General features: G+C 40.4%; 18 protein-coding genes and 1 riboswitch. Of the genes, 14 read left to right on the top strand and 4 right to left on the bottom strand.

Annotated features, from left to right (window positions below; translation table 11 throughout):
- Positions 1-32 precede the first annotated feature (32 nt).
- Genes thiQ through thiB form a run of 3 tightly spaced genes read right to left on the bottom strand, consistent with a single transcriptional unit; the run spans position 33 to position 3,314 of the window.
- Positions 33-737, bottom strand: coding sequence for a thiamine ABC transporter ATP-binding protein ThiQ (thiQ, locus tag ACE2AL_RS15925; protein WP_272539803.1), 705 nt, complete (start codon positions 735-737; stop codon positions 33-35).
- Positions 730-2,334: a thiamine/thiamine pyrophosphate ABC transporter permease ThiP gene (gene thiP, locus ACE2AL_RS15920; RefSeq protein ID WP_272539802.1), complete on the bottom strand. Its 1,605-nt coding sequence runs from the start codon at positions 2,332-2,334 to the stop codon at positions 730-732. The genes thiQ and thiP overlap by 8 nt, the downstream gene beginning before the upstream one ends.
- Positions 2,310-3,314 carry a thiamine ABC transporter substrate binding subunit gene (gene thiB, locus ACE2AL_RS15915; RefSeq protein WP_272574345.1) on the bottom strand — a complete coding sequence of 335 codons (1,005 nt, stop codon included), beginning with the start codon at positions 3,312-3,314 and terminating at the stop codon, positions 2,310-2,312. Before thiB ends, thiP begins: the two co-directional genes overlap by 25 nt.
- Before the next feature lie 59 nt (positions 3,315-3,373).
- Positions 3,374-3,471: riboswitch (TPP riboswitch) on the bottom strand.
- A 113-nt stretch (positions 3,472-3,584) separates the two neighbouring features.
- Here thiB and rppH point away from each other — a divergent pair.
- The 13 genes from rppH to ACE2AL_RS15850 all read left to right on the top strand — a co-directional run bounded on the left by rppH (position 3,585) and on the right by ACE2AL_RS15850 (position 22,964).
- A complete protein-coding gene (gene rppH / locus ACE2AL_RS15910) occupies positions 3,585-4,118 on the top strand; it encodes an RNA pyrophosphohydrolase (RefSeq protein ID WP_206083716.1) in 534 nt (177 codons plus the stop codon).
- 4 nt (positions 4,119-4,122) lie between these two features.
- Complete coding sequence (ptsP, locus tag ACE2AL_RS15905; protein WP_272539800.1) at positions 4,123-6,369, top strand: phosphoenolpyruvate--protein phosphotransferase; 2,247 nt, start codon at positions 4,123-4,125, stop codon at positions 6,367-6,369.
- Positions 6,370-6,527: 158 nt separating this feature from the next.
- Positions 6,528-7,424 carry a prolipoprotein diacylglyceryl transferase gene (gene lgt / locus ACE2AL_RS15900; RefSeq protein WP_206083718.1) on the top strand — a complete coding sequence of 299 codons (897 nt, stop codon included), beginning with the start codon at positions 6,528-6,530 and terminating at the stop codon, positions 7,422-7,424.
- A gap of 111 nt (positions 7,425-7,535) precedes the next feature.
- The gene (locus ACE2AL_RS15895) at positions 7,536-8,387 is read left to right on the top strand and encodes a thymidylate synthase (protein ID WP_375083672.1); all 852 of its coding nucleotides are present in this window, start codon (positions 7,536-7,538) and stop codon (positions 8,385-8,387) included.
- A 307-nt stretch (positions 8,388-8,694) separates the two neighbouring features.
- Positions 8,695-9,180 carry a prepilin-type N-terminal cleavage/methylation domain-containing protein gene (locus tag ACE2AL_RS15890; RefSeq protein ID WP_272539798.1) on the top strand — a complete coding sequence of 162 codons (486 nt, stop codon included), beginning with the start codon at positions 8,695-8,697 and terminating at the stop codon, positions 9,178-9,180.
- Positions 9,174-9,779, top strand: coding sequence for a prepilin peptidase-dependent protein (locus tag ACE2AL_RS15885; protein WP_206083721.1), 606 nt, complete (start codon positions 9,174-9,176; stop codon positions 9,777-9,779). The genes ACE2AL_RS15890 and ACE2AL_RS15885 overlap by 7 nt, the downstream gene beginning before the upstream one ends.
- The gene (locus tag ACE2AL_RS15880; protein WP_206083722.1) at positions 9,779-10,216 is read left to right on the top strand and encodes a YgdB family protein; all 438 of its coding nucleotides are present in this window, start codon (positions 9,779-9,781) and stop codon (positions 10,214-10,216) included. Before ACE2AL_RS15885 ends, ACE2AL_RS15880 begins: the two co-directional genes overlap by 1 nt.
- Positions 10,213-10,599 carry a prepilin-type N-terminal cleavage/methylation domain-containing protein gene (locus ACE2AL_RS15875; RefSeq protein ID WP_206083723.1) on the top strand — a complete coding sequence of 129 codons (387 nt, stop codon included), beginning with the start codon at positions 10,213-10,215 and terminating at the stop codon, positions 10,597-10,599. Before ACE2AL_RS15880 ends, ACE2AL_RS15875 begins: the two co-directional genes overlap by 4 nt.
- Complete coding sequence (recC, locus tag ACE2AL_RS15870; RefSeq protein WP_375083671.1) at positions 10,577-13,954, top strand: exodeoxyribonuclease V subunit gamma; 3,378 nt, start codon at positions 10,577-10,579, stop codon at positions 13,952-13,954. Before ACE2AL_RS15875 ends, recC begins: the two co-directional genes overlap by 23 nt.
- Before the next feature lie 17 nt (positions 13,955-13,971).
- Positions 13,972-16,869 carry a pitrilysin gene (gene ptrA, locus ACE2AL_RS15865; protein ID WP_375083670.1) on the top strand — a complete coding sequence of 966 codons (2,898 nt, stop codon included), beginning with the start codon at positions 13,972-13,974 and terminating at the stop codon, positions 16,867-16,869.
- Positions 16,866-20,477: an exodeoxyribonuclease V subunit beta gene (gene recB, locus ACE2AL_RS15860; protein ID WP_272574349.1), complete on the top strand. Its 3,612-nt coding sequence runs from the start codon at positions 16,866-16,868 to the stop codon at positions 20,475-20,477. Before ptrA ends, recB begins: the two co-directional genes overlap by 4 nt.
- Complete coding sequence (recD, locus tag ACE2AL_RS15855) at positions 20,477-22,324, top strand: exodeoxyribonuclease V subunit alpha (RefSeq protein WP_206083727.1); 1,848 nt, start codon at positions 20,477-20,479, stop codon at positions 22,322-22,324. Before recB ends, recD begins: the two co-directional genes overlap by 1 nt.
- A gap of 70 nt (positions 22,325-22,394) precedes the next feature.
- Positions 22,395-22,964, top strand: coding sequence for a hypothetical protein (locus ACE2AL_RS15850; RefSeq protein WP_206083728.1), 570 nt, complete (start codon positions 22,395-22,397; stop codon positions 22,962-22,964).
- Positions 22,965-23,073: 109 nt separating this feature from the next.
- On the opposite strand, the gene argA is transcribed toward ACE2AL_RS15850, so the two are convergent.
- Positions 23,074-24,417: an amino-acid N-acetyltransferase gene (gene argA / locus ACE2AL_RS15845; RefSeq protein ID WP_206083729.1), complete on the bottom strand. Its 1,344-nt coding sequence runs from the start codon at positions 24,415-24,417 to the stop codon at positions 23,074-23,076.
- A 246-nt stretch (positions 24,418-24,663) separates the two neighbouring features.
- Here argA and amiC point away from each other — a divergent pair, with 246 nt between their 5' ends.
- A complete protein-coding gene (amiC, locus tag ACE2AL_RS15840) occupies positions 24,664-25,914 on the top strand; it encodes an N-acetylmuramoyl-L-alanine amidase AmiC (protein ID WP_375083669.1) in 1,251 nt (416 codons plus the stop codon).
- Positions 25,915-25,957 lie beyond the last annotated feature (43 nt).

Raw genomic sequence — 25,957 nt, 5'->3', positions numbered from 1 at the left:
AATATACGACAATGGTGTGAATTTATACAGTATTAATTGGTATTGGTGACACGAAGAAGCGCAGAGGCTGCGCTTTGCCCTTGCAATAAAACCTGTGTATCGCCGTCATAGGCAATTTCACCCGCAGCTACCACTAAGGTTCTTGGTGCGATTTGCAGGGCATCGTCCACATTATGAGATACCATTAATAGTGTGATGGATTTTTCCATACAGACTGTTTTTAACAACGTAAGCATTTCATGGCGAAGCGCAGGGTCGAGGGCTGAAAAAGGTTCATCAAGTAATAAGATCGGTTGATTGCGAACCAAGCAGCGAGCCAGTGCAGCACGTTGGCGCTGTCCTCCTGAAAGCTGTGCGGGCAAGCGGTCTAAGTACTCAGTTAGGCTGACATGGGCTGCAATTTGCTCGACGACCTGCATTTGCTTTGTGCTTAAACACAGGCTTGGCTGCAAACCGAGGCCGATATTTTGCCGTATCGTTAAGTGTGCGAATAAATTGTTTTCTTGAAATAGCATGGAAACAGGGCGTTGTGCTGGCGGGGTAAAGGTATGATCTTGCCCATTAAGTTCTATCGTGCCTGTTTTGGGAAACTGAAAACCGCTGATTAAGCTTAGTAACGTACTTTTTCCCGCCCCACTTGGCCCCATAATCGCGACACATTCCCCTGATGTTACTGAAAAATCAAATGACATCGTTAAGTTATCATATTGGTAGTCTAAATTTGTCAGTTTAATCATGGTGTTTTCCTGAAATACGTTCGAGCAGGCTAAATAAACAAAAACACAGTAATAACAGTAGCATCGCTGTTACTGCACCATCGTTGGTGCGATACGCCCCAATTTGTTGGTACAAATAATAGGGAAGTGTGCGGAAATTTTCATTGCCAAACAGGGCGACGATGCCAAAATCCCCCACCGAAATCACACAGGCGAATGCGAGTGCTTGGGCAATAGGTTTGCGTAACGCTTTGAGTTCGATAATTTTAAAACGGTTAAACCCTGTTATTGCCAAGGATTGGCATAAAGGATTATATCGCTCCGCGGTGTCTCTCATTGGGTTTTCTAGGACTTTTAAGGCATACGGGATAGCCAACAAGGCATTGGTCATGATCACTAAGGGATAGGGTGACTCGGGTAGTCCAATGGTTTCATTGAAAAAGATAAAAAATCCCGTTGCAAGTACAATCCCAGGCATGGCTAAAATAATTAAACCACTTAATTCAATCGCTTGTCCAAGTCGCATTGCGTGGCGTAAACGCAGCTCACGGCTACTCCAAAGCAACATCAAAGTGAGAATCACACAGACTACACCTGCGCATAGTGCAATAAAAAGGGATGTTCCTGTGGCTTGCCATAATGCAGGTTGCTGTAAAACAGAGAATAACTGCCCGTTTAAACCATCAAAAAACACTGCAAGCAGCGGGGGAAGTAGCAATAGCATCGCCGTCACAATTAATAAACAGTCACGAATACGGCGAAAAAGGGTATCTGCGGGGTCTACCCACCGCGTTTGTTGGCTAAAACCAACAGAAAATAAGTTATTGATTTTTTGGCAGATAAACATCAATCCAATACAGAAAAACAATTGGATGAGCGCCAAAATTGTGGCTCTACCAAGGTCAAAATCATAATTAAGCGCTTGATAGATTGCGAGCTCAATCGTTGTTGCCGCAGGGCCACCACCTAAAGCGAGTACGGTGGCAAAACTGGCAAAGCACAACATAAAGATCAGTGCGGCAGTTGGTAGAATTTGCCTACGTAAATAAGGCCATTCTAAGATCTTAAACTGCTGCCACTCATTAAAACCTAATTGTGCGGTCAATTGCCGTTGTTCAATGGCGATGTTTTCTAAAGATTGCAGCAACATCCTTGTGGCGAGCGGCATATTAAAGAAAATATGCGCAAGTAAAATCCCCTTTAAGCCGTACGGGGAAAAGTGATATTCCACGCCTAGCCAGTGGCAAACTTTTGCCAGCCAACCTGTTTGTCCATATACCGATAAAATACCAAAAACAGCGACTAAAACGGGGAGGACAAGTGTCATCGCACAGAGGCGTATAAATAATGACCGCCCCCAAAAACGGCGGCGGTAAAGCGCTCTCGCAAGGAAAATGGCGGGAAGCACAGAAAAAACAGCTGATAAAAATGCCTGCCAAAAGGTAAAGCCAATGACATGCCATAGATAACTATCGCTGATGATGTCATCAATGGCTATTTCAGGCGCAAAAAACCAGAGCGCCCCAAAGCTGAGGAGCGCTATCGCAATTAATAAACCAGAAGCGAGAACTCCTGGCAATAAAGACAGATTAATTAACGACTGACGGCGGTTTGCCATAAACGTGTCCAATTTTGACGTTCTTTAGCCACTTCTTGTGAACTAAATTGTAAGGCTTTTTCTGGTAGAGGAAGTTGGTTGTAAACGTCTGGGAGAGGGATATCAATGACAGGGTACATCCAGTTAGTGGTCGGTAAGGTATTTTGGAAATCAGGTGTTAAAACAAATTGCAAGAATTGCTTAGCAAGTTCAGGCTGTGGGCTGTTTTTTAACCTTGCAGCAACTTCCACTTGCATGTAATGACCTTCATTAAATAATGCCGCGGCATAATTATCTTTTTTATCATTTAGCATCTGGTAGCCTGGCGATGAGGTATAACTCAGAACAAAATCCCCTTCACCTTTTAAGAATAAACCGTATGCTTCGCTCCAACCTTTGGTGACTGTTAGGGTTTTTCCTGCCATTTTTTTCCATGCATCAGCGGATTTATCACCATACAGTTTTTCAATCCATAACATCAGCCCAAGTCCTGGTGTACTGGTGCGTGGGTCTTGGTAGATGATTTTCCAGTTATTTTTGCTGTTTAATAGCGCATCCATGCTTGCGGGAGGTTGCTGGATTTTATTTTTGTCATAAATGAATGCAAAATATCCATAGTCATAAGGAATGAAAACAGAGCTATCCCATGCAATGGGTAATTTTAGTGCGGTTGTGTCAATTTCAGCAGGGGCAAAAAGGCCTGTTTTCTCAGCTGAATCTAATAGGTTGTTATCTAGGCCTAAAATAACATCAGCTTTACTTTTCTTGCCTTCCATTCTCAAACGGTTTAACAGGGCAACACCATCACCTAACGCAACAACTTTTAATTCACAGTCACACTGAGCTTCAAAATTCTTTTTAATTTGCGGGCCTGGTCCCCACTCTGCAGCAAAGGAGTCATAGGTATAGACAGTTAGGGTTGGTTTCTCTGCCCATGCGAATTGACTCAAACTGAGTGCACTGAGGGTAAAAATCGATGCTATAATTTTGTTTTTAAACATGCTTTTTCCTGCGCTAAAAAGAGAGTGACACAGGATTTGAGAGTGAACCGATGCAGGTTTGCAGGCGGTGGCTCAAATCCCTACGCCGGTATTAACCGGATCAGGTTCTACGGGTTATTTCTCAGCCAAAATAATTTTGGCACCCCGTTGAGGCACTCACTATTGTAGAGACTTCGGACATATCTGCAAACTGTATTGATATAGGTTTACCAGTTAGGGTATGTGTGAAACAATTAGGTATCTTTCAAATTTGGTTATTGGGGTAGTCGAGTGATTGATGATGATGGCTACCGCCCGAATGTAGGAATTGTAATTTGTAATCGGCAAGGGCAGGTTCTATGGGCTCGCCGCTATGGTCAGCACTCATGGCAGTTTCCTCAAGGGGGCATCAACCCAGGGGAATCACCTGAGCAAGCGATGTATCGTGAGTTATACGAAGAAGTTGGGCTACAGCGTAAGGATGTCAGGTTACTGGCATCTACCCGTAATTGGTTACGTTACAAATTACCCAAGCGTTTGGTGCGTTGGGATACAAAACCAGTTTGTATTGGGCAGAAACAGCGTTGGTTTTTACTCCAACTGCAATGTAATGATGCCGATATAAACGTGCAGCGCAGTAAATCGCCAGAATTTGATGGCTGGCGATGGGTCAGTTATTGGTATCCTGTCAGGCAGGTGGTTTCTTTTAAACGGGAAGTCTATCGCCGTGTAATGAAAGAATTCGCTCCAGTTGTTATGCCTTTACAGGAACAAAAATTACCACAACGACCCGCTTTTAATAACCGTAGGCGCGGAGCAAAGTAAGCCTATGTTGATGCGTTTACGTGAAATTGTCGAAAAAGTTGCGATGGCGACAAGTTTGACTGATGCGCTAGAAGTGTTGGTGGATGAAACCTGCAAAGCAATGCGAACCGATGTGTGTTCGATTTACTTGGCTGATCACCCTCGCCAATGCTATTACTTAATGGCAACCCGCGGGTTAAAAAAACCTAGCGGGATTGCTATTCGCCTTGGCTTTGATGAAGGTGTTGTTGGCGCTGTTGGGCGTCAATCTGAAATGCTAAACCTCGCTGATGCTCGTGAACACCCTCAATATAAATACCTTCCTCAATTAAAAGAAGAGCAGCTTAAAGCCTTTCTGGGTGTCCCTATTGTTTATCGACGTCAATTATTAGGCGTGCTTGTCGTTCAGCAAAGAGAAAAACGACTGTTTAATGAGACAGAAGAGTCTTTCATGGTGACGTTGTCGATGCAGCTTGCCGTGATTTTATCACAAGCACAAGCCAAAGGGATTTTTGGGCAGTATCGACAAAATAGAATTAAAGCTATTCCTGTTTCTCAGGGAATATCAATGGCCTATGGTTGGCAAGACAATTCACAGCCCTCTTTTGATAGCATCAGCCAAACCAGCGCCATTGATATCGATAGTGAAAAGCAACGTTTAATTGCCGCCTTAGAAAGTGCAACGGCAGAATGCCGGAGGATCAGCAAACGCTTTATGGCGAGTTCTGCAAAAGAAAGCGCAGCAATTTTTGACCTTTATAATCATTTGCTTAGTGATCCTCAGCTTAAAAAACATCTATTTACAGCCATTGATGGCGGAGCCGCTGCTGAATGGGCGGTGAAAACGGTTATTGAAAACTATGTTGAGCAATTCTCTCGTTTACGAGATCTCTATTTAAGAGAAAGGGGCGCAGATCTCAAGGCGTTAGGTCAGCGTTTATTATTTCATCTTGATGATTCGTTAACGGCGAATGAACAGTGGCCCGATCGCTTTATTTTAGTGGCTGATGAACTCAGTGCCAGTGTGCTTGCTGAGTTGCCGATGGAGCAGCTCGCGGGTGTTATTGTCCGTGATGGCGCAACGCACTCGCATTCAGCAATTTTAATCCGAGCAATGGGTATTCCCGCCATAATGGGAGCGGATATTGAACCGTCTCTACTACATAATCGCCATTTGATTTTAGATGGTTACCGTGGTGAGGTTTTCATTGAGCCCGAAAACCTAATTATTCAGGAATATCAGCAGATTATTGAAGAAGAGAATGTGATTAGTCGTTTGGCTGAGGGAACTTTAGAGCAAGATGCAACCTTAATAGGTGGTGAACAAATACAGATCCACCTAAACGCAGGGTTAAGTCCGCGCTATGAGCAGCAAATTAATACAGGGGTTGATGGTGTTGGGCTATACCGTACAGAATTACCGTTTATGCTGCACAATGGTTTTCCTTCAGAAGATGAACAAAAACAGCTATATAAAGAAGTTTTACAGTTATTTCCAACAAAGCCTGTCGTGCTACGTACCCTTGATATTGGGGCAGATAAGCAGCTTCCTTATATGCCTATTAGTGAAGAAAATCCAAGTCTAGGTTGGCGAGGGATCCGCATAATGCTTGATCAGCCTGAGATTTTTTTAATTCAATTAAGGGCGATGCTACGGGCTAATGCATTATCTGGAAATTTACGCATTCTGTTGCCTATGGTGACCAGTATTAATGAAATAGATGAAGCTATTTCATTAATAAAAAGAGCGAAAGGAGAGGTCAGCCAATTGCTTGGACAGCCAGTAAAAATGCCACAAATTGGTGTAATGCTTGAAGTACCTTCGTTGTTATTTTTGTTGCCAGAGATAAAAAAACGCGTAGATTTTATTTCTATTGGTACCAATGACTTTACACAATATTTACTTGCTGTTGACCGCAATAATACACATGTTGCTGCGCTATATGATAATCTTCATCCTGCTGTTATTCGCTTTCTGGCGAAGGTCAGTGAAGAGTGTCAGCGTTTGGCGCTTCCTGTCAGTGTGTGTGGTGAGATGGCAGGCCAGCCACTCAGTGCTATGATATTAATTGCCCTTGGTTACCGCTCTTTAAGTATGAGTGGGCGAAGTGTTCCGAGGATGAAGTACCTTATTCGTCAACTTGATCCTGAGCTAATGACTGATTTGGTAGATAAATTATTAATGGCAGAAACATGTGAAAATGTTCGAAAAGAAGCGAGCCACTTTATGGAAATTCATCGCTTAGGTGGGTTTGTTCGTGGTGGAATTTAGCTTCCTTATTTTTGCGTGTTTGCGGTTAAATTATTATATTCGAGTATAAGTTACCATACCTTTTGTTGTATGCTTTTGCGCGCATTCAAATGCGTTGACGTGTATTGGATATTTTATAGCCAGCCAACTATTGGCTTAATCATTAAAAGTGGGGAACGATGAGTAACAGCTACTTAGCATTTCCGGAAATTGATCCTGTTATGTTCTCAATTGGGCCAGTATCGTTGCACTGGTATGGTTTTATGTACCTTGTTGGTTTTGTTTTCGCATTATGGTTAGCAGGGCGCCGTGCTGCAAAACCAAATAGCGGCTGGACTAAAAACGAAGTTGAAAACCTACTATATATTGGTTTTGTGGGCGTATTTGTTGGTGGTCGTCTTGGCTACGTATTTTTCTATAACCTCCCTGTTTTCCTTGATGATCCGCTTTATCTCTTTAAGGTTTGGGATGGCGGGATGTCCTTTCATGGCGGCTTAATTGGGGTGATTTGTGCCATGATGTGGTTTGCACATCGTACTCGTCGCCGTTTTCTTCAAGTTTCTGACTTTGTTGCTCCGTTAATCCCGTTTGGTTTAGGAATGGGGCGTATCGGTAATTTTATTAATGGTGAATTATGGGGACGTGTAACCCTTGATACGCCTTGGGCTTTCCTATTCCCGCATTCACGCAGCGAAGATATTCAATTGGCTGCGCAGGACCCTTCTTTATTACCGATTTTAGAGCAATATGGTGTATTACCAAGGCACCCTTCACAGCTGTATGAAATGTTCTTAGAGGGTATTGTCTTATTCCTTATCCTGAATTTATTTGTTCGTAAACCAAGGCCAATGGGGAGCGTTTCAGGGTTATTTTTAATTGGTTATGGTGCGTTTAGGATTATTGTTGAATTCTTCAGGCAACCAGATGCCCAGCTTGGGTTATTTGGCGGTATTAGTATGGGGCAAATTTTATCTATCCCAATGATAATTATTGGAATTTTAATGATTGTATGGGCATATAAATATGGTCAAAATGTCCCTGCGCATAAACCAGAAAAAGAGCCTAAAGGTAGTTAAATCACCTTGTTGTTGAGGCTAGCTTAGTATTTTAAATACAATAATTTAATTGAAAATAAGGTATTTAGTTCTAAGCTTGCCAGTTAAGTTATTTCGAATAAGAGAGCCACTATGAAGCCGTATTTAGAGTTATGCCAACGTATTATTGATGAAGGGCAATGGGTTGAAAACAAACGCACGGGCGTTCGTTGTTTAACTGTAATTAATGCCGATCTTGAATATGATGTTGGTAATAATCAGTTCCCTTTGATTACGACTCGTAAAAGCTTTTATAAAGCGGCGATTGCTGAGCTACTGGGTTATTTGCGTGGTTATGATAACGCAGCACAATTTCGTGAAATTGGTTGCAACACATGGAATGCAAATGCGAATGAAAACCAAGCTTGGCTGAATAATCCTCATCGAAAGGGGGAGGATGATATGGGCCGTGTTTATGGTGTTCAAGGTCGCTCATGGCAACGCCCAGATGGCACCCATCTTGATCAACTTCAAAAAGTGGTTAATAACTTAAAAAATGGCATTGATGACCGTGCGGAAATTATCACTTTCTATAACCCAGGTGAATTTGAAATGGGGTGCCTACGTCCTTGTATGCACACTCATACATTTTCGCTGTTAGGCGATACGCTGCATCTAACATCATATCAGCGTAGCTGTGATGTCCCGCTCGGCTTGAATTTCAATCAAGTACAATGCTTTGTTTTACTTGCATTAATGGCACGGATTACGGGTCATAAAGCAGGTAAGGCCTATCATAAAATTGTAAATGCACATATTTATGAAAATCAGTTACCGTTGATGAGAGATATGCAATTAAAGCGTGAACCATTTCCTTCTCCTTCATTAACAATTAACCCAAAAATTAAAACGTTAGAAGATATTGAAACATGGGTAACAACAGATGACTTCACACTTGATGGGTATCAGTGTCATGAAGCTATCAAGTATCCATTTACTGTTTAATTATTCTCTTTCATAACTATGGTGGCTTGAGATGATGAGCCACCACCTGCCCTATTCTTGAATACATATTTCTCCTCCTTAAGCTGCTTACACTTTACTGGTGTGTTTTATTTTGTTTTTCCTTGAGTAAAAAAACTCCACTTTTTTGGATGCTATCTATGATTTTGCGAAGCGTTTCGCAAATTGATTTAAACTCAAGTCAAGAGCATTCATTTTTTTGGGAAGAACTATGTAAACAGAAAAACATTTACTCGTTATGTTCGCTTTTTTTAGCGAGATTCCTTCTCTATATGCATGGAGGGGGTTTATGAAAATCAAACTGGATCAAACTCAGCTAGGTTTTACATTAATAGAGATATTAGTTGTGCTATTTATTTGTTCTTTGACTGCTTTTTCGGGGCTGCATTCTTGGCAACAACACATTGAGCAACAACGGCTCATTGATACTGCGAGGCAACTGACTGAGTTTATTTATCAGCATGTAAAAGAAGGAATTTACATGAATCGACAGCAAACTCTTTTTGTAAGATCAGGAAAAGCTGACTGGTGTATGTCCATCAAAGATTCAAACACACACCAAGAGGTAGGGAATATTACATCTGATAAATTTCAGGGAATTGAACTGGCTAGCTCAACTCGTACTTCAGTCGAGTTATATGGGAAGCAAGGCACCAGCCGCGCATTTAGTTTTCAGTTAAAGAATAAAGATAAGGTTATTTCTATTTATATGTCTGCTTTAGGGAGAGTTAGAGCCTGTTCACACTTTGGTATGGCAGGGATACCTAAATGTTGACGCTGGTAAATTGCTTAAATAAGACAAGGCAAAAAGGATTCACATTAATTGAAATGTTGGTTGCAATGGTAATAAGTAGCCTTATTTGTCTCGCTGTTATGAATAGTATCCCTTCAATCTTTAAGCAAACTTACCGCGCTTATTTTCAATATCAAATAAATAGGGACGTCAGGCAGGTTTTACTGAATATGGAAAAGGACTTTAGGCGCATTGGTTATTGCCGCAATTCTAGTTGTCTGGGAGAACCAATAATGATTAGCGCTAAATCGTTAAGTGAGGGAAAAAATACGTGTATCATTTTTGCCTATGACCAAGACTTATCAGGTGAATGGGCGGCTGTTAAGTCAAAAAAAAGAGAGACAGACTATTTTGGCTATCGGCTAAATAATGGAAAGCTAGAGTCAAACCGAAATGTTAGGGATTGTAGCGGAACAAGTTGGCAGTCATTATTAGATGCAAAATTGGTTACAGTAAAAAAATTAGCTTTTAATTGGATTGAAGGTACTCAACTACTTGAAGTTATTATGAGTGTTGAAACAAGGTTATTAGCTGGACAGCTTTTTGATTACAGAATCTCAGTAAAGCTTAGGAATTTATAATGGCAAAAATGGACAGCCAAAGAGGTAATATTGCTTTAGTGATGACAGTTATTTTAATGACTATGAGTTTGTTATTAATGAGTTCTCTTCATTTTTTTCAAAGTCGAGCTTTAGATGAGTGGCACAAAGAAACTAAATATTATCATACGTTTAACCGAGCGGAATCCGCGTTAGCGTGGGGTTTAACGCTACCTTGGGAAATAAATACAAAGAAAAAATGGGTTTGTCAGCAAAACGTAACACAAAATTGGAAAAGCTGCTTAAAGCCTTATGGTCGCTCAACTTCTATTTTATCAGGTCAAAGTTCTTATAAAGATGGTTTAGATATTAAAGTGTACCAATGGGTTGAATGGGATCCTCTGAAGCAGAGAGTTACTCCCCGTAAGAATGGCTGGTTAGATTACTGTCCTGTTCAACAAAAAGGATTTTGTTTGTGAAAATACAACAACAAGGGTTTGCATTAATAGAATCAATGATAGCTATGGTGGTTTTTGCTATCCTGCTTATCGCTTTGCTAAACTATACACAATATATCGTATTGAATTTTAATCAATTATATAAGAGTTCAATGGCTGTCAGGGAATTGCATAGTGCATTAGAAAAACAACGAATACTGGTCGATGAAATTTCGAAGACGGAAAGGTCTTTCATTGATACAGATTTACGATACTCTGTTGGAAAGATTGAGCAAAGTTACCGCTACCCAGCGGAGTTTTGCACTGAGTTGATGGTTTCATTACTTATTCCTAGGCAGCGGCTTTCGCTTAGCCGTTGGTATTGCTCAATAGGAGAGCGTCATGTTTCAAGTCTATCATTCTAACCAATTAGATTTGTTAAAAGAGCTCATTGCTCATTTAATGAAAAATGAGCCTTTATCTCACCCCTTTGAACAAGAAATCATCTTAGTGCAAAGCCCTGGAATGTCTCAGTGGTTACAGATTGAACTCGCAAAGCAATTCGGGATTGCCGCAAATATTAACTACCCGTTACCAGCGACGTTTATATGGGACATGTTCAGGCGTGTGTTGCCTGAGATACCGAAAGAAAGTGCGTATACCAAACAAGCAATGACATGGAAATTGATGACAATTTTACCCAAGGTTATTGATGATGAAGAATTTGAACCATTAAGACATTATCTACAACATGATACCGATAAACGAAAACTTCATCAGCTTGCGGGAAGGGTTGCAGACCTATTTGACCAATATCTAGTCTATCGGCCACAATGGATTGAAAAATGGCAACAAAATGAGCTAATAGAAGGGCTTAGTACTAATCAGCTATGGCAGAAAAGGTTGTGGCTATGTCTTGTTGAATACTCAAATGAATTAAATCAATCACCTTGGCATCGAGCTAACTTATACGAAAATTTTATTGATAAGCTGAGAAGTACACCTTCTTTAGGGAAAATGCTTCCTAAGCGTATTTTTATTTGCGGAATTTCATCACTCCCACCTGTTTATCTTCAAGCGTTGAATGCCATTGCGGAGCATACCGACATCCATTTAATGTTTACAAACCCTTGCCGTTATTATTGGGGGGATATTCAGAGCGCTTCTTTTTTAGCAAAATTACAACAAAGAAAATTACGTCATTATCTTGATAAACATGAGATATCGCGTTTTAAAATTGAAGAGCATGTACCTCATCTATTTAATGATGAGGGGGAGCAGGATATTGCGAATCCGCTACTGGCCTCGTGGGGGAAGCTTGGTCGAGATAATTTATATTTTATTTCTCAAATTGATACAGCAAATGAAATTTCTGCTTATGTTGATACAAATAGAGCGAGCCTGCTAGAAAATATTCAGCAAGATATTTTAGATCTTGAGGATCACGCACAACTTGGTACGACAATAGAAAACTATAAAACAAGTCAAGGAAAAGGGCTAATACATAAAGGGGATAATTCTATTTCGTTCCATTTGTGTCATAGCGCCCAACGTGAAGTTGAGGTGTTGCAAGATCATCTGCTGTCTATTTTTGAAGAAGACCCATCATTAACGCCAAGAGATGTCATTGTTATGGTGGCAGATATAGACAGTTACGCACCGTATATTCAAGCTGTTTTTGGTAATACAACATCTTCACACTATATCCCTTTTTCTATTTCTGACAGGAAAGCATTACAAGCTCACCCAATTTTGCAGGCGTTTATCACATTGTTAGATTTGCCACAAAGTCGGTTTTCTACGGAACAAGTACTTAGTTTACTTGAGGTTAAGGCTTTTTCTCAGCGTTTTGGGATTGATGAAAGTGAATTAAGTTTGCTACGACGTTGGGTGAACGAGTCAGGGATCCGCTGGGGGCTTGACGACGATAATGTACGTTCATTTGCTTTACCCGTTATAGGGCAAAATACGTGGCAATTTGGTTTAAGTCGAATGCTATTGGGGTATGCCATGGATAGTCGAAATGGCCCATGGAATGGTATTTTGCCTTACGATGAGTGTAGTGGGTTAGCTGCTCAACTAGCAGGGAAATTGGCTTTATTAATTAATACATTAAGAGAATGGCGTGCCATATTAGCGTTAGAAAAAACGCTTAATGAATGGAAAGATCTTTGTCAGCAACTTATTGATAGTTGTTTTATAGTTGATAGTGAAACTGAGCTCGTCTTAGCCCTTTTAACCAGCCAATGGCATCAAATTATTGAAAATGCGATGGTGTCAGGTTATGAAGAATCAATTTCACTTCGTTTGATTAGGGACGAGCTTTCAGTACGCTTTGATGATGAAAAAATTAGTCAGCGCTTCTTAGCAGGAGCCGTTAACTTTTGTACATTGATGCCAATGCGTTCTGTTCCATTTAAAGTCGTGTGTTTGCTGGGGATGAACGATGGAGCCTATCCACGAAGTATTCCACCATTGGGTTTTGATTTAATGGCAGAGAAGCCTGCAAGAGGGGATAGAAAGCGTCGGGATGATGACCGTTACCTCTTTTTAGAAGCGCTAAATTCAGCAAGTAACCAGCTGTATATTAGCTATATCGGGCTTTCAATTCGAGATAATCAACCATGCAATCCATCTGTCTTAGTGACGGAGCTACTCGATTATATTTGTCAAAGTTTCTGCTTAGAAGGTGATGAGCTACTCAATATCGATGATAGTTCTAAGCGTCTAAGATCCCATCTGGTTATTCAACACAATCGGGTTCCTTTTGCGAAAGAAAACTATCTTCCTCAAGACCCTTATCAAAGTTTTGCTAAAGAGTGGTTACCTGCAGCGAAGATGACAGAGAGTGTAGACACCTCTTTTTGCTCAGTTCTTCAAGATCCAGAAGAAAAAATTACGCATATTTCTTTAGAGCAGCTTTTACGTTTTTATCGTCATCCTATTCGTGCATTTTTCCAGCAACGTCTGAAAGTCCATTTCTCAATTGAAGATACCGAGCTCCCAGAGGAAGAACCTTTTATCCTTGGGCGGCTACAACGCTATAAAATTAACGACCAAATTTTAGATTTGCTCGTCAAAGAGGAAAGCCCTGATCCTTTTTATCATGCACTTAAAGCATCAGGGCAGTTGCCAGCGAAACAATTTGGTCAGCTTGTTTGGGAACAACAACTTAACGAGATTATTCCATTAGCTGAAAAAATAAAAGATTATAAAGTTCAACCGTTTGATTATCCGATAGATTGTGAAATTGAAGGGATCAAATTGACAGGGCAACTTCAGAATGTGCACGAAGCAGGTATATTACGTTATCGTCCAGCTTATCTAACTGCGAATGATGGAATGCAGTTATGGATTGAGCATCTTCTTTTTAATGCTCAAGTTGGCGAGGGAGAGAGCATTGCATTGGGGCGCGATAACAGTATTTGGCAGTTTTCATCCATCGAAAAAGACGATGCGTTAGGTTACTTAAAAAGCTTAGTAAAAGGTTATTGTGAAGGGTTAAACTCCCCATTAATTCTTTTAAACCAAAGTGGTTGGAGTTGGTTAAATGCATGTTTTGATAAAAAAACGAAGCAATATGATTTCGTTTCAGAGGATAACCAACAAAAAGCACTATCAGCCTTAATTCAAAGTCTCCAAGGGAGTTCGATGAAAAAAGGCGAGATAGAAGATGATTACGTGTTGAGGGCTTGTAGAAACTTGAATAGTACAATGATTCAATCGCTGTTACAGAATACTCAGCGTTTTTTACAGCCAATGACTAAATATTTAAAATAACGGGAGTGCATTATAGGATGCAATATTTATCCAAAAAAATCGCCCAACTATTCTTATTATTCATAGTATTAGGGTGTGGTAGTGCTATTGCCGCTCAACCATTATGGCAATTGTTACCTGAGACGATTAATAAGAGTGAGAGCGACCCTCGCGAGTATAAGGCAATAAAACTGAATAACGATATGACGGTTTTATTGGTGTCTGATGCTAAAGCAACAAAATCATTAGCGGCTGTTTCTATACCTGTAGGAAGTATTGAAAATCCAGATAGCCAGCTAGGGTTAGCTCACTATTTAGAACATATGGTATTGATGGGCTCTAAAAAATACCCAGAACCAAGTAGCTTTTCTGAATTCTTACAAAAACACGGCGGTAGCCATAATGCCAGTACTGCACCACACCGAACAGCATACTATTTTGAAGTGGAGAACGGCGCATTAAAAGAAGCGACTGATAGATTAGCTGATGCATTAGCAGAGCCGTTATTAGATCCTACTAATGCAGATAGAGAGCGTAATGCAGTTAATGCAGAATTAACGATGGCGCGTTCTCGCGATGGAATGCGTATATGGCAAGTACGTTCTGAAACACTAAACCCACAACATCCTAACTCTCGTTTTTCTGGCGGAAATTTAGATACATTAAAAGATAAGCCTAACAGTAAATTACAGGATGAACTTGTTGGTTTTTATAAACATTATTATTCAGCGAATTTGATGAATGGTGTTCTTTATGGTGATCAATCAATTGAATCTCTTGCCAATATAGCGCAAGAAACGTTTGGTCGTATTCCTAATTTTAATGCCAGTGTTCCTGCCATTAATACTCAAGCGGTTACGGATAAAGAAAAAGGCATTATTATTCATTACGTGCCAGCGCAGCCACAAAAGGCGATTCAAATTGAATTTAGTATTAAAAACAATATGGCGGATTTTCGCAGTAAAAGTGATAGCTATATTAGTTACCTACTTGGGAATCGTAGCCCTGGAACATTAGCTGATTGGTTAATTTCGCAGGGTTTAGCTGAAGGAATAAGCGCATCAGCATCACCAAACGCGGATAGAAATTATGGTTCTTTCTCGATTTATGTCACTTTAACGGATAAGGGGTTACAGGAACGAGACCAGATTATTGCCGCTATTTTCTCCTATATAGAGCTAATCAAAAATGATGGTATAAGCAAAAGCTATTTTGATGAAATTGCAAAAGTGCTTAACTTATCTTTTCGCTATGGTTCGGTTGTTAGGGATATGAACTACATCGAGTGGTTGTCTGACCAAATGATCGATGTTCCTGTTAATCATGTGCTTGATTCTGATTATATTGCAGATAAATATGATCCCGCAGCCATTAAGCAACGTCTATCTGAGTTGACCGCAAAAAATGCAAGAATCTGGTTTATTAGCCCTGATGAACCAAGCAATAAAAAAGCGTATTTTGTTGAAGCGCCCTATCAAGTGGATCAGGTCACGCAAAAACAGTTTGAAAATTGGGATAGTTTAGAGTCTAAAATGCACTTTAAACTGCCAGCATTAAACCCTTACATTGCGGATAAACTACCCTTAATTAAACCTGAAAAAGCTTATAAACACCCTGAGTTTATTTATCAAAATGGAAATACTCGTGTGTTATATATGCCAAGCCAATATTTTGCTGATGAACCTAAAGCAAGTATCACATTGTCTTTACGTACAAAGCTAGGTAATCAGAGTGCGAAAGATCAAGTAACAGGGGCATTACTGCAATATATTTCGTCATTAAAAATGGATGAGCTGCAATATCAAGCATCCGTTGCGGGTATGTCTGTTTCTGTTTCACAAGATATTGGTTTACAGCTCAATGCGAGTGGTTATACGCAACATTTACCAGAACTCTTTTTATCAATGACTAAGCTGTATTTAAGCTTTGAGCCAACAGAGCAAGAGTTAGCACAGGCAAAATCTTGGTATAAGGAACAAATAGCCGTTGCAAATAATGCTAAAGCTTATGAATTGGCAATGCAGCCTCTTCAGCGCATTAATAGCGTACCTTACTTTGAACAAGAGCAACGTCTTGCTGAGTTGGGCAAAATATCGTTAGGTGATTTGACTCATTATCGTCAACTATTGGTGAAAAGCGCAGCATTACAAGCACTCGTTTTCGGTAACATGAGTGAGTCGCAAAGTATCAAAACAATTCAGGATGCTCAAAAGTTATTACACAGTGAGGGTACTGAATGGTGGCGTGGTGATGTGGTTGTTATTGATAAAAACTATTTAGCTGACTTCCATAAACAAGGGAATAGTACCGATAACGCACTTGCTGAAATCTTTGTCCCAGATGGCTATAGTCGCATAGATGGCGCAGTGCTGTCAGGTATTTTAGCGAAGGTTATTCAGCCTTGGTTTTATGATCAATTAAGGACTAATGAACAGCTAGGTTATGCGGTATTTGCATTTAAATCTGGCTTAGGTGACCAGTGGGGAATGGGCTTTTTATTACAAAGTAATGCCAAGACACCCGATTACCTTAACATGCGCTATCAAGCGTTTTATGCTCAGGCATTAGATAAACTTAAAAAGCTGCCAGTTGAGGAGTTTAGTCAGTATAAACAATCAATTATTACTGAAATGAACCAGCCACCACAGACATTTTATGAAGAGCTTGGGCGTTATTCATCAGACTTCTCACGTAATATTTTTAGTTTTGACACCCGTGAGAAAGTTTTGTTGGCTTTAGGGGTTGCAACGAAAGAGCAAGTCATTGAATTTTACGAAAATGCAGTCATTAGGCGAAAAGGGCTAGCATTAACATCTCAAGTCATTGGTCAAGGCGTGGATGCGAAGTCTGGTTTTGCTCAACTGAAAGATTGGGTGTTTTACCCAACAGCTTCAGAGTTACAAAAGATTTTGCCAATAAAGGAAGAAGCTGAGTGAATAAAGTGCAGGTAGAGTCCCAACTATTAAATGTATTTTCTTTACCATTAAGTGGACAAAGATTAATAGAAGCTTCTGCGGGAACAGGGAAGACATATACTATTGGTATACTCTATCTGCGGCTTTTATTAGGTCTAGGGGGGGGAAATGCGTTCCCTAGACCGCTTAGCGTTGAAGAAATATTAGTGGTGACATTCACTGAGGCTGCAACAAATGAATTACGTGGACGAATACGTCAGCGAATTCATGAAATGCGTTTGGTTTGCTTAAGGAATGGCGTTGGGTTTGAATCTCAACCTGAATATTTGGAGTTGCTTGGTGAGCTTTCAGGTGAAGAACAATTAAAATTTGCACAAGAGTGGTTATTGGCGGCTGAACGGCAAATGGATGAGGCTGCTATTTATACTATCCATGGGTTTTGCCAAAGGATGCTAGTGCATAATGCATTTGAATCTGGTGTACTCTTTGAGCAAACAATGATCCAAGATGAATTTCCAATTCAAAAGCAAGCCTGTGCAGACTTTTGGCGACGCCACTTTTATCCGCTTGATTACTCAATGGCTAAAGTCGTGCAGTCCGAATGGAATGGCCCTGAGTCTCTTTTAGCTGAAATAAGGCCTTTCTTACAAGGGGATATGCCGCTTATTATTAATCAGCCTAGGGTTCAAGAGTCTTTGGAGGAACGGCATCAGCGCATAATTTCCCTTATTGAATCGGTGAAACTATCTTGGCGAGAAAATGCAGGGGATTTTGAAAAACTCATTACAGGCTCTGACGTTGATAAACGAAGCTACAGTTCTCGTTTTTTACCAGGTTGGTTAACCAAAATAGGCCTGTGGGCGGAAGAAATCACCCAAGATTATGATCTTCCAAAAGATCTTGTTCGTTTTTCTCAAACGGTATTACATGAAAAATCAAAAAGTGGGCAGGGCCCTGAGCATGCGGTTTTTCAGCAAATTGAGGTGTTACTCACTCAATCACTCACGTTGAAAGATATTGTGATCCCATTAGCGATTTCAGAAGTTAGGCAAACTATTGCTGATGAAAAACATCGTCGCGGGGAAATGGGGTTCGATGATCTTTTAACGCGTTTAGACCGTGCGCTGAGTCATGATGGTGGTAAGTTCTTAGCACAGACGATTAGCCAGCGTTTTCCTGTTGCAATGATTGATGAGTTTCAAGATACAGATGCACAGCAATACCGTATTTTTCAGCGAATTTATCAAGGTGTTGATAATACAGCTCTTTTATTTATTGGTGATCCGAAACAAGCCATCTATGCCTTTCGTGGCGCAGATATTTTTACCTATATTGAAGCGAAAAAAGAAGTTAGCGCTCACTACACATTAGAAACCAACTATCGCTCATCACAAAGTATGGTTGAAGCCATAAATCGTGTGTTTAGCCATTGCCAATCGCCTTTTATTTTTGAACAAATTCCATTTCAGCCCGTTAACTTTGCACAACAAAATGTAGGGAAAAAACTGGTCAACAGAGGTAATGAGGTAAAAGCTCTCACTTTTTGGCAGTTAGATGCAGAAGCTGTCTCTGTTTCTGAATATGAATATGGAATGGCGAAACAATGTGCAGCGCAAATTGCACAATACCTGCAAGGTGGGCTCGAAGGTAAAACATACTTCGTGAATAATGAGCAACAGGTTTCAGTTTCCGCTTCAGATATTACCGTATTGGTACGCAGCCGCCGTGAAGCAGTATTAATTAGAGATGCCTTAAATCAGCTAAATATTCCTTCAGTTTTTCAATCAAATAGGGAAAGTGTATTTTCAACACCTGAAGCGAGGGATTTATTGTGGCTGCTACAGGCAGTGTTGACTCCTGAAAAAGAGCGCGTGCTACGAAGTGCATTAGCGACAGGGATTTTAGGGCTAACCGCCAAAGAGATTGATGAACTCAACCATGATGAAAAAGCATGGGAAAATCTCGTTGATGAATTCTCTCGCTATTCTACCGTCTGGCAAAAACGAGGTGTATTGCCAATGTTGAGAATGATAATGTCACAGCGCCATATTGCTGAAACATTATTATCTGCAATTGATGGTGAAAGGCGTTTGATGGATGTTATGCATATCGGTGAGCTATTGCAGGAAATGTCAGTTCAACTTGAAGGTGAGCACACACTAACGCGCTGGTTAGCACAACAAATTGCTCATCCCGACCACCAATCGGACGCGCAGCAGATGCGCTTGGAAAGCGATAAGCACCTTGTTCAAATTAGTACAATCCACAAGTCAAAAGGCCTTGAATATAAAATTGTGTGGTTACCTTTCGCTAGCAATTTCTTACCGCAATCTAAAGGCTTATATCATGATAGGAATGATTATGGTACGAGGTTAGATTTAGAAGATAGTGAAGAAACCGTTATTTTAGCAGATGAAGAACGTTTAGCTGAAGATCTCCGTTTGTTGTATGTAGCACTAACTCGTGCAATTTACCATTGTAGTGTCGGTATTGCTCCGTTAATAAAGGGAAATAGAAAGAAAAGTGGTGAAACGGATTTACATTTATCAGCCCTTGGCTACGTTATCCAAAAAGGAGAGCCAGGTGATCATCTGCTGCTAAATAGTATGTTAAATGAGATTGGCAATGAGATTATTGACGTTATTCCTATTGGTCAGTTTGAATCCGAAAGACTTGTGTTAGACAAAGAAACTCATGGCGATTTAATGGCGAGGGAACTAACTCGTTACTTTGATGATCACTGGCGGGTAACCAGCTATTCAGGGCTTAGTTATGGGGCTAGCCATTCAGAAGATGGGCAAACAGTCTCTCCGTTACAGTTTGCAAACTCATTGGCACCTAAAATGGATGTCGAAGTGAGTATTGATCTCGAACAACAAGACGATGAAATCGATAATATCTTAACTCCTCATCAGTTTCCTAAAGGAGCATCACCAGGAACTTTCCTGCATACCTTGATGGAGGAAATTGGCTTTAGCGAGCCAGTTTCACTCGAGTGGTTAACTGAAAAGCTTGAAGGTTCGGGGTTTGATGTTAAATGGGCGCCCATGTTGCAAGAATGGCTAAAAGCAATCGTAGATGCTCCCCTTTCTGACGACGGGCTTTGTTTATCCGTATTGCCGCTACAAGATCAGCTTGATGAAATGCAGTTTTATTTGCCCATTGACGCCATCATTAATGCGAAAAGCTTAGATAACGTAACGCATCGCTATGATCCGTTATCTAAGCAATGTCCGCCATTGAATTTTGAAAAAGTGCAGGGGATTTTAAAAGGCTTTATCGATTTAACTTTTTATTGGAATGGAAAATTCTATTTACTTGATTATAAATCGAATTACCTTGGTGAAGATGCTTCATTCTACACGCAAGAAGCGATGGCTGAAGCAATGATTGACCACCGCTATGATTTACAATATCAATTGTATTCCTTGGCGCTACATCGCTATTTAAAACAGCGCTTACCTGACTACGATTATGAAACGCATTTTGGTGGTGTGTATTATCTCTTTTTAAGAGGAATTGATAGCGTTAATTCACAGAATGGTATTTTCTTTTATCGCCCAGTAAAAGCGTTTATTCAAGCTATCGATCAACTGTTTAGCGATACACCTGTTAAGGAGGCATGCTAATGAAATCTCTTTTTAATCGAGGGATTGAAGAGCGAATTTTTATGCCTTTAGATGTGCAATTTGCTTACAGTATTGCTGATGAAAACAATCCCATTTTATTGGTTGTTGCTGCGCTTTTGAGTGCGGAAACCATGACAGGACATGTGTGTTTAGCATTATCTGACGTGACATTGGATAACCTATTTTCAGGGCGTCATCAAGAGCTTGCAAATGATTTTTGGCAAAGAATGGGGCAGCCTGACAAAAAAACACTTTATCAAGCTGTGCAAAATGCACATGCGGTCTCTTTAACATCAGAAAATAGCCTCTCCCCGTTATTGCTTTCGGGGGATTATTTATATTTTCAACGTATGTGGCAGTATGAGCAGTGTGTTGCTCATTTTTTCTCTAACAGGTCAGTGAAAAATAGTCAGAATCAACAAATTCAATCCGTGTTAGATACTCTCTTTCCTATTTCAGAAAGTATTGATTGGCAAAAAATTGCAGCAGCAGTTGCTGTAACCAGTCAGGTTTCCATTATTTCAGGGGGGCCAGGTACGGGAAAAACCACGACAGTTGCCTGTATACTGGCTGCTTTAATTAAGCTGGAAATGCAAAAAGAGAATCAGTTAAAGATTGAGCTGGCGGCTCCAACAGGGAAAGCCGCAGCAAGGTTAACGGAATCCCTTGGTAATGCGATGAAAGGCATGCCACTGACCGAAAAAGAGCGTGAGATTTTGCCAAGTCAAGCAAAGACGTTGCATCGATTATTAGGGGCTCAACCAGAAAGTCAACAATTTCGCTTTAATCGCAATAATTTATTGTCATTGGATGTCTTAATTATCGATGAAGCGTCGATGGTTGATTTACCGATGATGGCAAAATTGATTGAGGCGCTACCCGAACAGGCAAAATTGATATTTCTAGGGGATAAAGACCAGCTTGCATCAGTAGAAGCAGGGGCGGTACTCGGAGATATTTGCCAGTTTGCAGATATTGGCTATAGTCCTGAAAGAGCGAAGCAATTGGCAGAAATTACAGGTTATTCATTAGGTGAATACTCGTCGGTTGAAGGCCCTGTTATTCGTGATAGTTTGTGCTTATTACGCAAAAGTTATCGTTTTTCAGCGCAATCAGGTATTGGGCAACTTGCTTTTGCTGTTAACGACGGCAATTCCACTCGGGCTCAAAAGCTGTTAAACCAAGGGTTAGTGGATGTGCATAATTATGTACAAGAAACCGCAGATGATTATGTGAAAATTTTATTTGATGCTTCAGCTTGCTATGAAGATTACTTACTTGCGGTGAAAGCAAATAAAACGCCTGAAGAAATTTTATCTAAGTTTAATCAATATCGGTTGTTAACCGCGCTAAGAGAAGGGCCTTTTGGTGTCGTTGGGCTAAACGATAAACTAGAAAAGCTACTTCATCGTCAAGGGCTAATCAATCGGCCTTATAATCATTTGAATAAACATTATGCAGGTCGGCCTATAATGATCAGCCGTAATGATAGCCCATTAGGGCTTTTTAATGGCGATATTGGCATTATTTTACCTGATGAAGAAGGCGCACTTAGAGCTTATTTTCAGTTTCCTGATGGGAGTATTCGCGGAGTTCAGCCAAATCGACTTCCTTCACATGAAACCGCTTATGTGATGACGGTTCATAAATCACAAGGTTCGGAATTTACTCATACCGCATTCGTTTTACCCCAATTATATTCACCCGTTATTACTCGGGAATTGGTATACACCGCAATCACCCGAGCAAAAAAAGAACTTTCCCTTTATAGCAACCCGAAGATATTACGTCGGGCAATCGAAACACCAACAAAACGCCGTAGTGGGCTAACGAGACAGTTAGTGTAACCATGACAAGTGATAGTATAGGTAATAAAACTACTTAACTTGTTAATAATAATGATTTAAAGGTAATGATATGGATAACCAGCAAGAGATGACCGCAGTAACCATTACGTTAAATGCGAGATTAGAACCTGTTAGGCGTGCAGATTTAGAAGATGCATTTGATGAAGTCATGAAAAGTCTGGGTAAAGATATTCATGTCACAGGTGGCGGCACACTATTAGGTGATAATGGCGAAGCACAGGAATGTGATATTGAATTGGCCATCGCTGACGCAAGTGATGAAAATATTAGCATGATAATCCAGCTATTTACCTCAATGCTAGCGCCAAAAGGGTCTCGTTTATTTATTCATGGTGAAGATGTTCGTATCGACTTTGGTGAGCACGAAGGTTTAGCCGTTTATTTTAATGGTACAGAGCTTGCTGATGAAGTTTATGAAAATGGGGACATTAACGACGTTTTTGATGTATTAGATGAAGCTGTTGAAGACATCGGCAGTATTCACGGTGTGTGGGATGGCCCAACAGAAACCGCATTCTACTTCTATGGTAGCTCTTTTGCTGAAATGGAAGCGGCAATAAAGCCACATTTAGAGGCCAATCCACTTTGTGAAAAAGCAAGAATTGTACAGATTGCTTAATTAAGTCGATATTAACGAGTTAATTATATGCCCCCAAATTAGACATCCATGCATAATTTGGGGTATTAACTGCACTAACCAACACTTATTTTATTGCAAATAGGGAAGGTTACTTATCAGATTGGCTCTTTAGCTCCAAGATCAAAATTTTAGAACGGCGCTGGTAATTATATAAAGCTTGCTTTTTCAGTGGCAGCATCTCAATTTCAGCAGGGGTAAAACCACGCTCTTGAAACCAATGGATACTACGAGTCGTTAATACAAATAGTTTATCTAAGCCTAATTGTTTCGCCTGTACTGCAACGCGGTGAAGTAGCTCCTCTCCTCGAGCAGAACTACGGTAATCAGGGTGAACAGCAACGCAAGCCATTTCCCCTAGTTTTTCCTCTGGGTATGGGTAAAGAGCAGCGCAAGCTATCACTAAATTGTCTCGTTCAATAATCGTGAATTTATCGATTTCCATTTCAAGTTGTTCCCGTGAGCGACGAACAAGTATTCCTTGCTGCTCTAAAGGGCGAATTAGTTCTAAAATACCCCCAATATCATTGATATTTGCACGGCGAATTTGTTCAGCACTTTCCATTACGATTTGAGTACCAATACCGTCACGAGAGAATAATTCTTGAATAAGCGAGCCATTTTCTTGATAGCTTAATAGGTGGCTACGACGTACCCCACGGCGGCAAGCTTTTGCTGCGCCACGCAAGAAACGTACAGTTCCAGAGTAGTAATCCCCTTCAGATTCAAGTTCTTGAATTCTATTTTCTGCTTCATTTGGGAATAATTCAGATAAGATATTACCCTCTTTATCTGCGACACCTTGAGAAGAACAGAACCCGATCAGTTTTTCGGCCTTCATTTTTACAGCGAGTTGAGTCGCAATTTCTTCTGAGGTCAGATTAAAACTTTCCCCAGTAACGGAAACCGCAACAGGGCCAATTAAAACAATAGAACCATTATCTAATTGATTATTAATGGCTTCTTCATTGATGCGGCGAATTCTCCCACTGTGGCAGTAATCAACACCATCATCGATACCAAGTGGCTGTGCAATGACAAAATTACCACTGACCACATTAATATGGGCACCTTGTAATGGTGTATTACTTAGACTCATTGATAAGCGAGCGGTAATATCAAGCTGTAATGCACCAGATGCTTGCTTAACATATTCAAGTGTATTCGAATCAGTCACACGGGTATGTTTGTGGTAAACCGCATCATATTTGTGTTCTGCTAGAATATCCTCAATCTGAGGACGAGCACCATAGACCACAATAATTCGGATCCCTAAACTATGTAATAATCCTATGTCATTGACAATACTTGGGAAATTTTCATGCGCAATCGCTTCACCACCAAGCATAATGATAAAATTTTTGCCGCGGTGGGCGTTTATATAAGGTACCGAATGGCGAAACTCATCAACCAACTCGGTGCTGCGCTCTTTCATAACAACCCTCTTTAATGAATTTTTATTCGTTAATAATGTATTTTTATTCTTTTTGGCGAAAAATATCAAGTAAAAGATGGTATAAAAAATAACAAATATATTTTTAAGAGTTACATATCTTTAAATATAAATGTGTATTATTAATGACAGAGAGCACATGATTAGTTAGAGTGCTTATTTCTGGCCGATTAATTGGCATATAGTCTAATATCAATTTATTTTTCAGTTCTAGGTTCGGAATTATTGATGAGTCAGCAAGATCACAGCCCATCTAAGCGTCGTTTTATTCAAGGCGCCGCCGCAGTTATGTTACTGAGCGTTAGCCCATTCGGTTTTTCTGCTAATAGCAGCGTGATTGCTGTGCGTATTTGGCCTGCATCGAGTTACACTCGTGTAACGCTTGAATCAAGCGTTCCGCTAAAGTACCGCCAGTTTGTGCTGAATAACCCAGAGCGGATTGTTGTTGACCTTGAGGGCGTACAGTTAAATAACGTACTTAAGCAGATGGGAACTCAAATTCAAACACGTGACCCTTACCTCAAATTAGTCAGAGTGGGGCAATTTGATCCTAAAACCGTACGCCTTGTTTTTGAAGTGAAAAATAAAGTGACCCCACAATTCTTTACCATGTCGCCTGTGGGGGAGTTTAAACACCGCTTAGTCCTTGATTTCTATCCAGGCAAAGGTGTGGATACTAGCGATGATCCATTATTAGCATTACTCGAGGACTACAATAAAGGTGACCTCGAAGAAAGTATGCCTGCGCAAGCTAAAAAACCAGGTAAAGCAGGGACGGATCGCCCAATTATTATTATGATTGACCCTGGGCACGGTGGGGAAGACCCTGGTGCGATAGGGAAATATAAAACACGTGAAAAAGATGTTGTCTTGCAGATTGCACGGCGCTTAAAATCGTTGATTGATAAAGATCCTAAAATGCGTGCTTACATGACACGTAATGAGGATGTGTTTATTCCTCTTAAAGTGCGTGTTGCAAAAGCACGTAAGATGCAGGCTGATTTATTTGTTTCAATTCACGCAGATGCATTTACTAATCGTTCAGCACATGGCTCATCGGTTTTTGCATTATCGACTAAAGGAGCTACCAGTAATACGGCTCGCTACCTTGCTCAAACTCAGAATGAGGCCGATTTAATTGGTGGTGTAAGTAAGAGTGGTGATGTGTATCTTGACCACACAATGTTGGATTTAGTCCAGACAGCAACGATTAATGATAGTTTGAAATTTGGTGATGAAGTACTCAAACGTATGGGGAAAGTCAACCGATTACACAAAAATAAGGTTGATCAAGCTGGATTTGCGGTACTCAAAGCACCTGAAATTCCATCAATATTAGTTGAAACCGCGTTTATCAGTAACTTGGAAGAAGAGCGTAAGCTGAAAACGGCCAAGTTCCAACAACAAATGGCAGAGTCTATCTTTGAAGGGGTAAAAGCTTACTTCCGCAATGGTGGTGAGTTAGCGATCCGCAACTAACCATAACGAACGGTAAATAAACAGGTGATAAGCAAAAGCTAGT

It is taken from the genome of Providencia xihuensis (genome assembly GCF_041953405.1).
Taxonomy (GTDB): Bacteria; Pseudomonadota; Gammaproteobacteria; order Enterobacterales; family Enterobacteriaceae; genus Providencia; species Providencia vermicola.
This window is presented reverse-complemented; position numbering and strand designations above follow the sequence as displayed.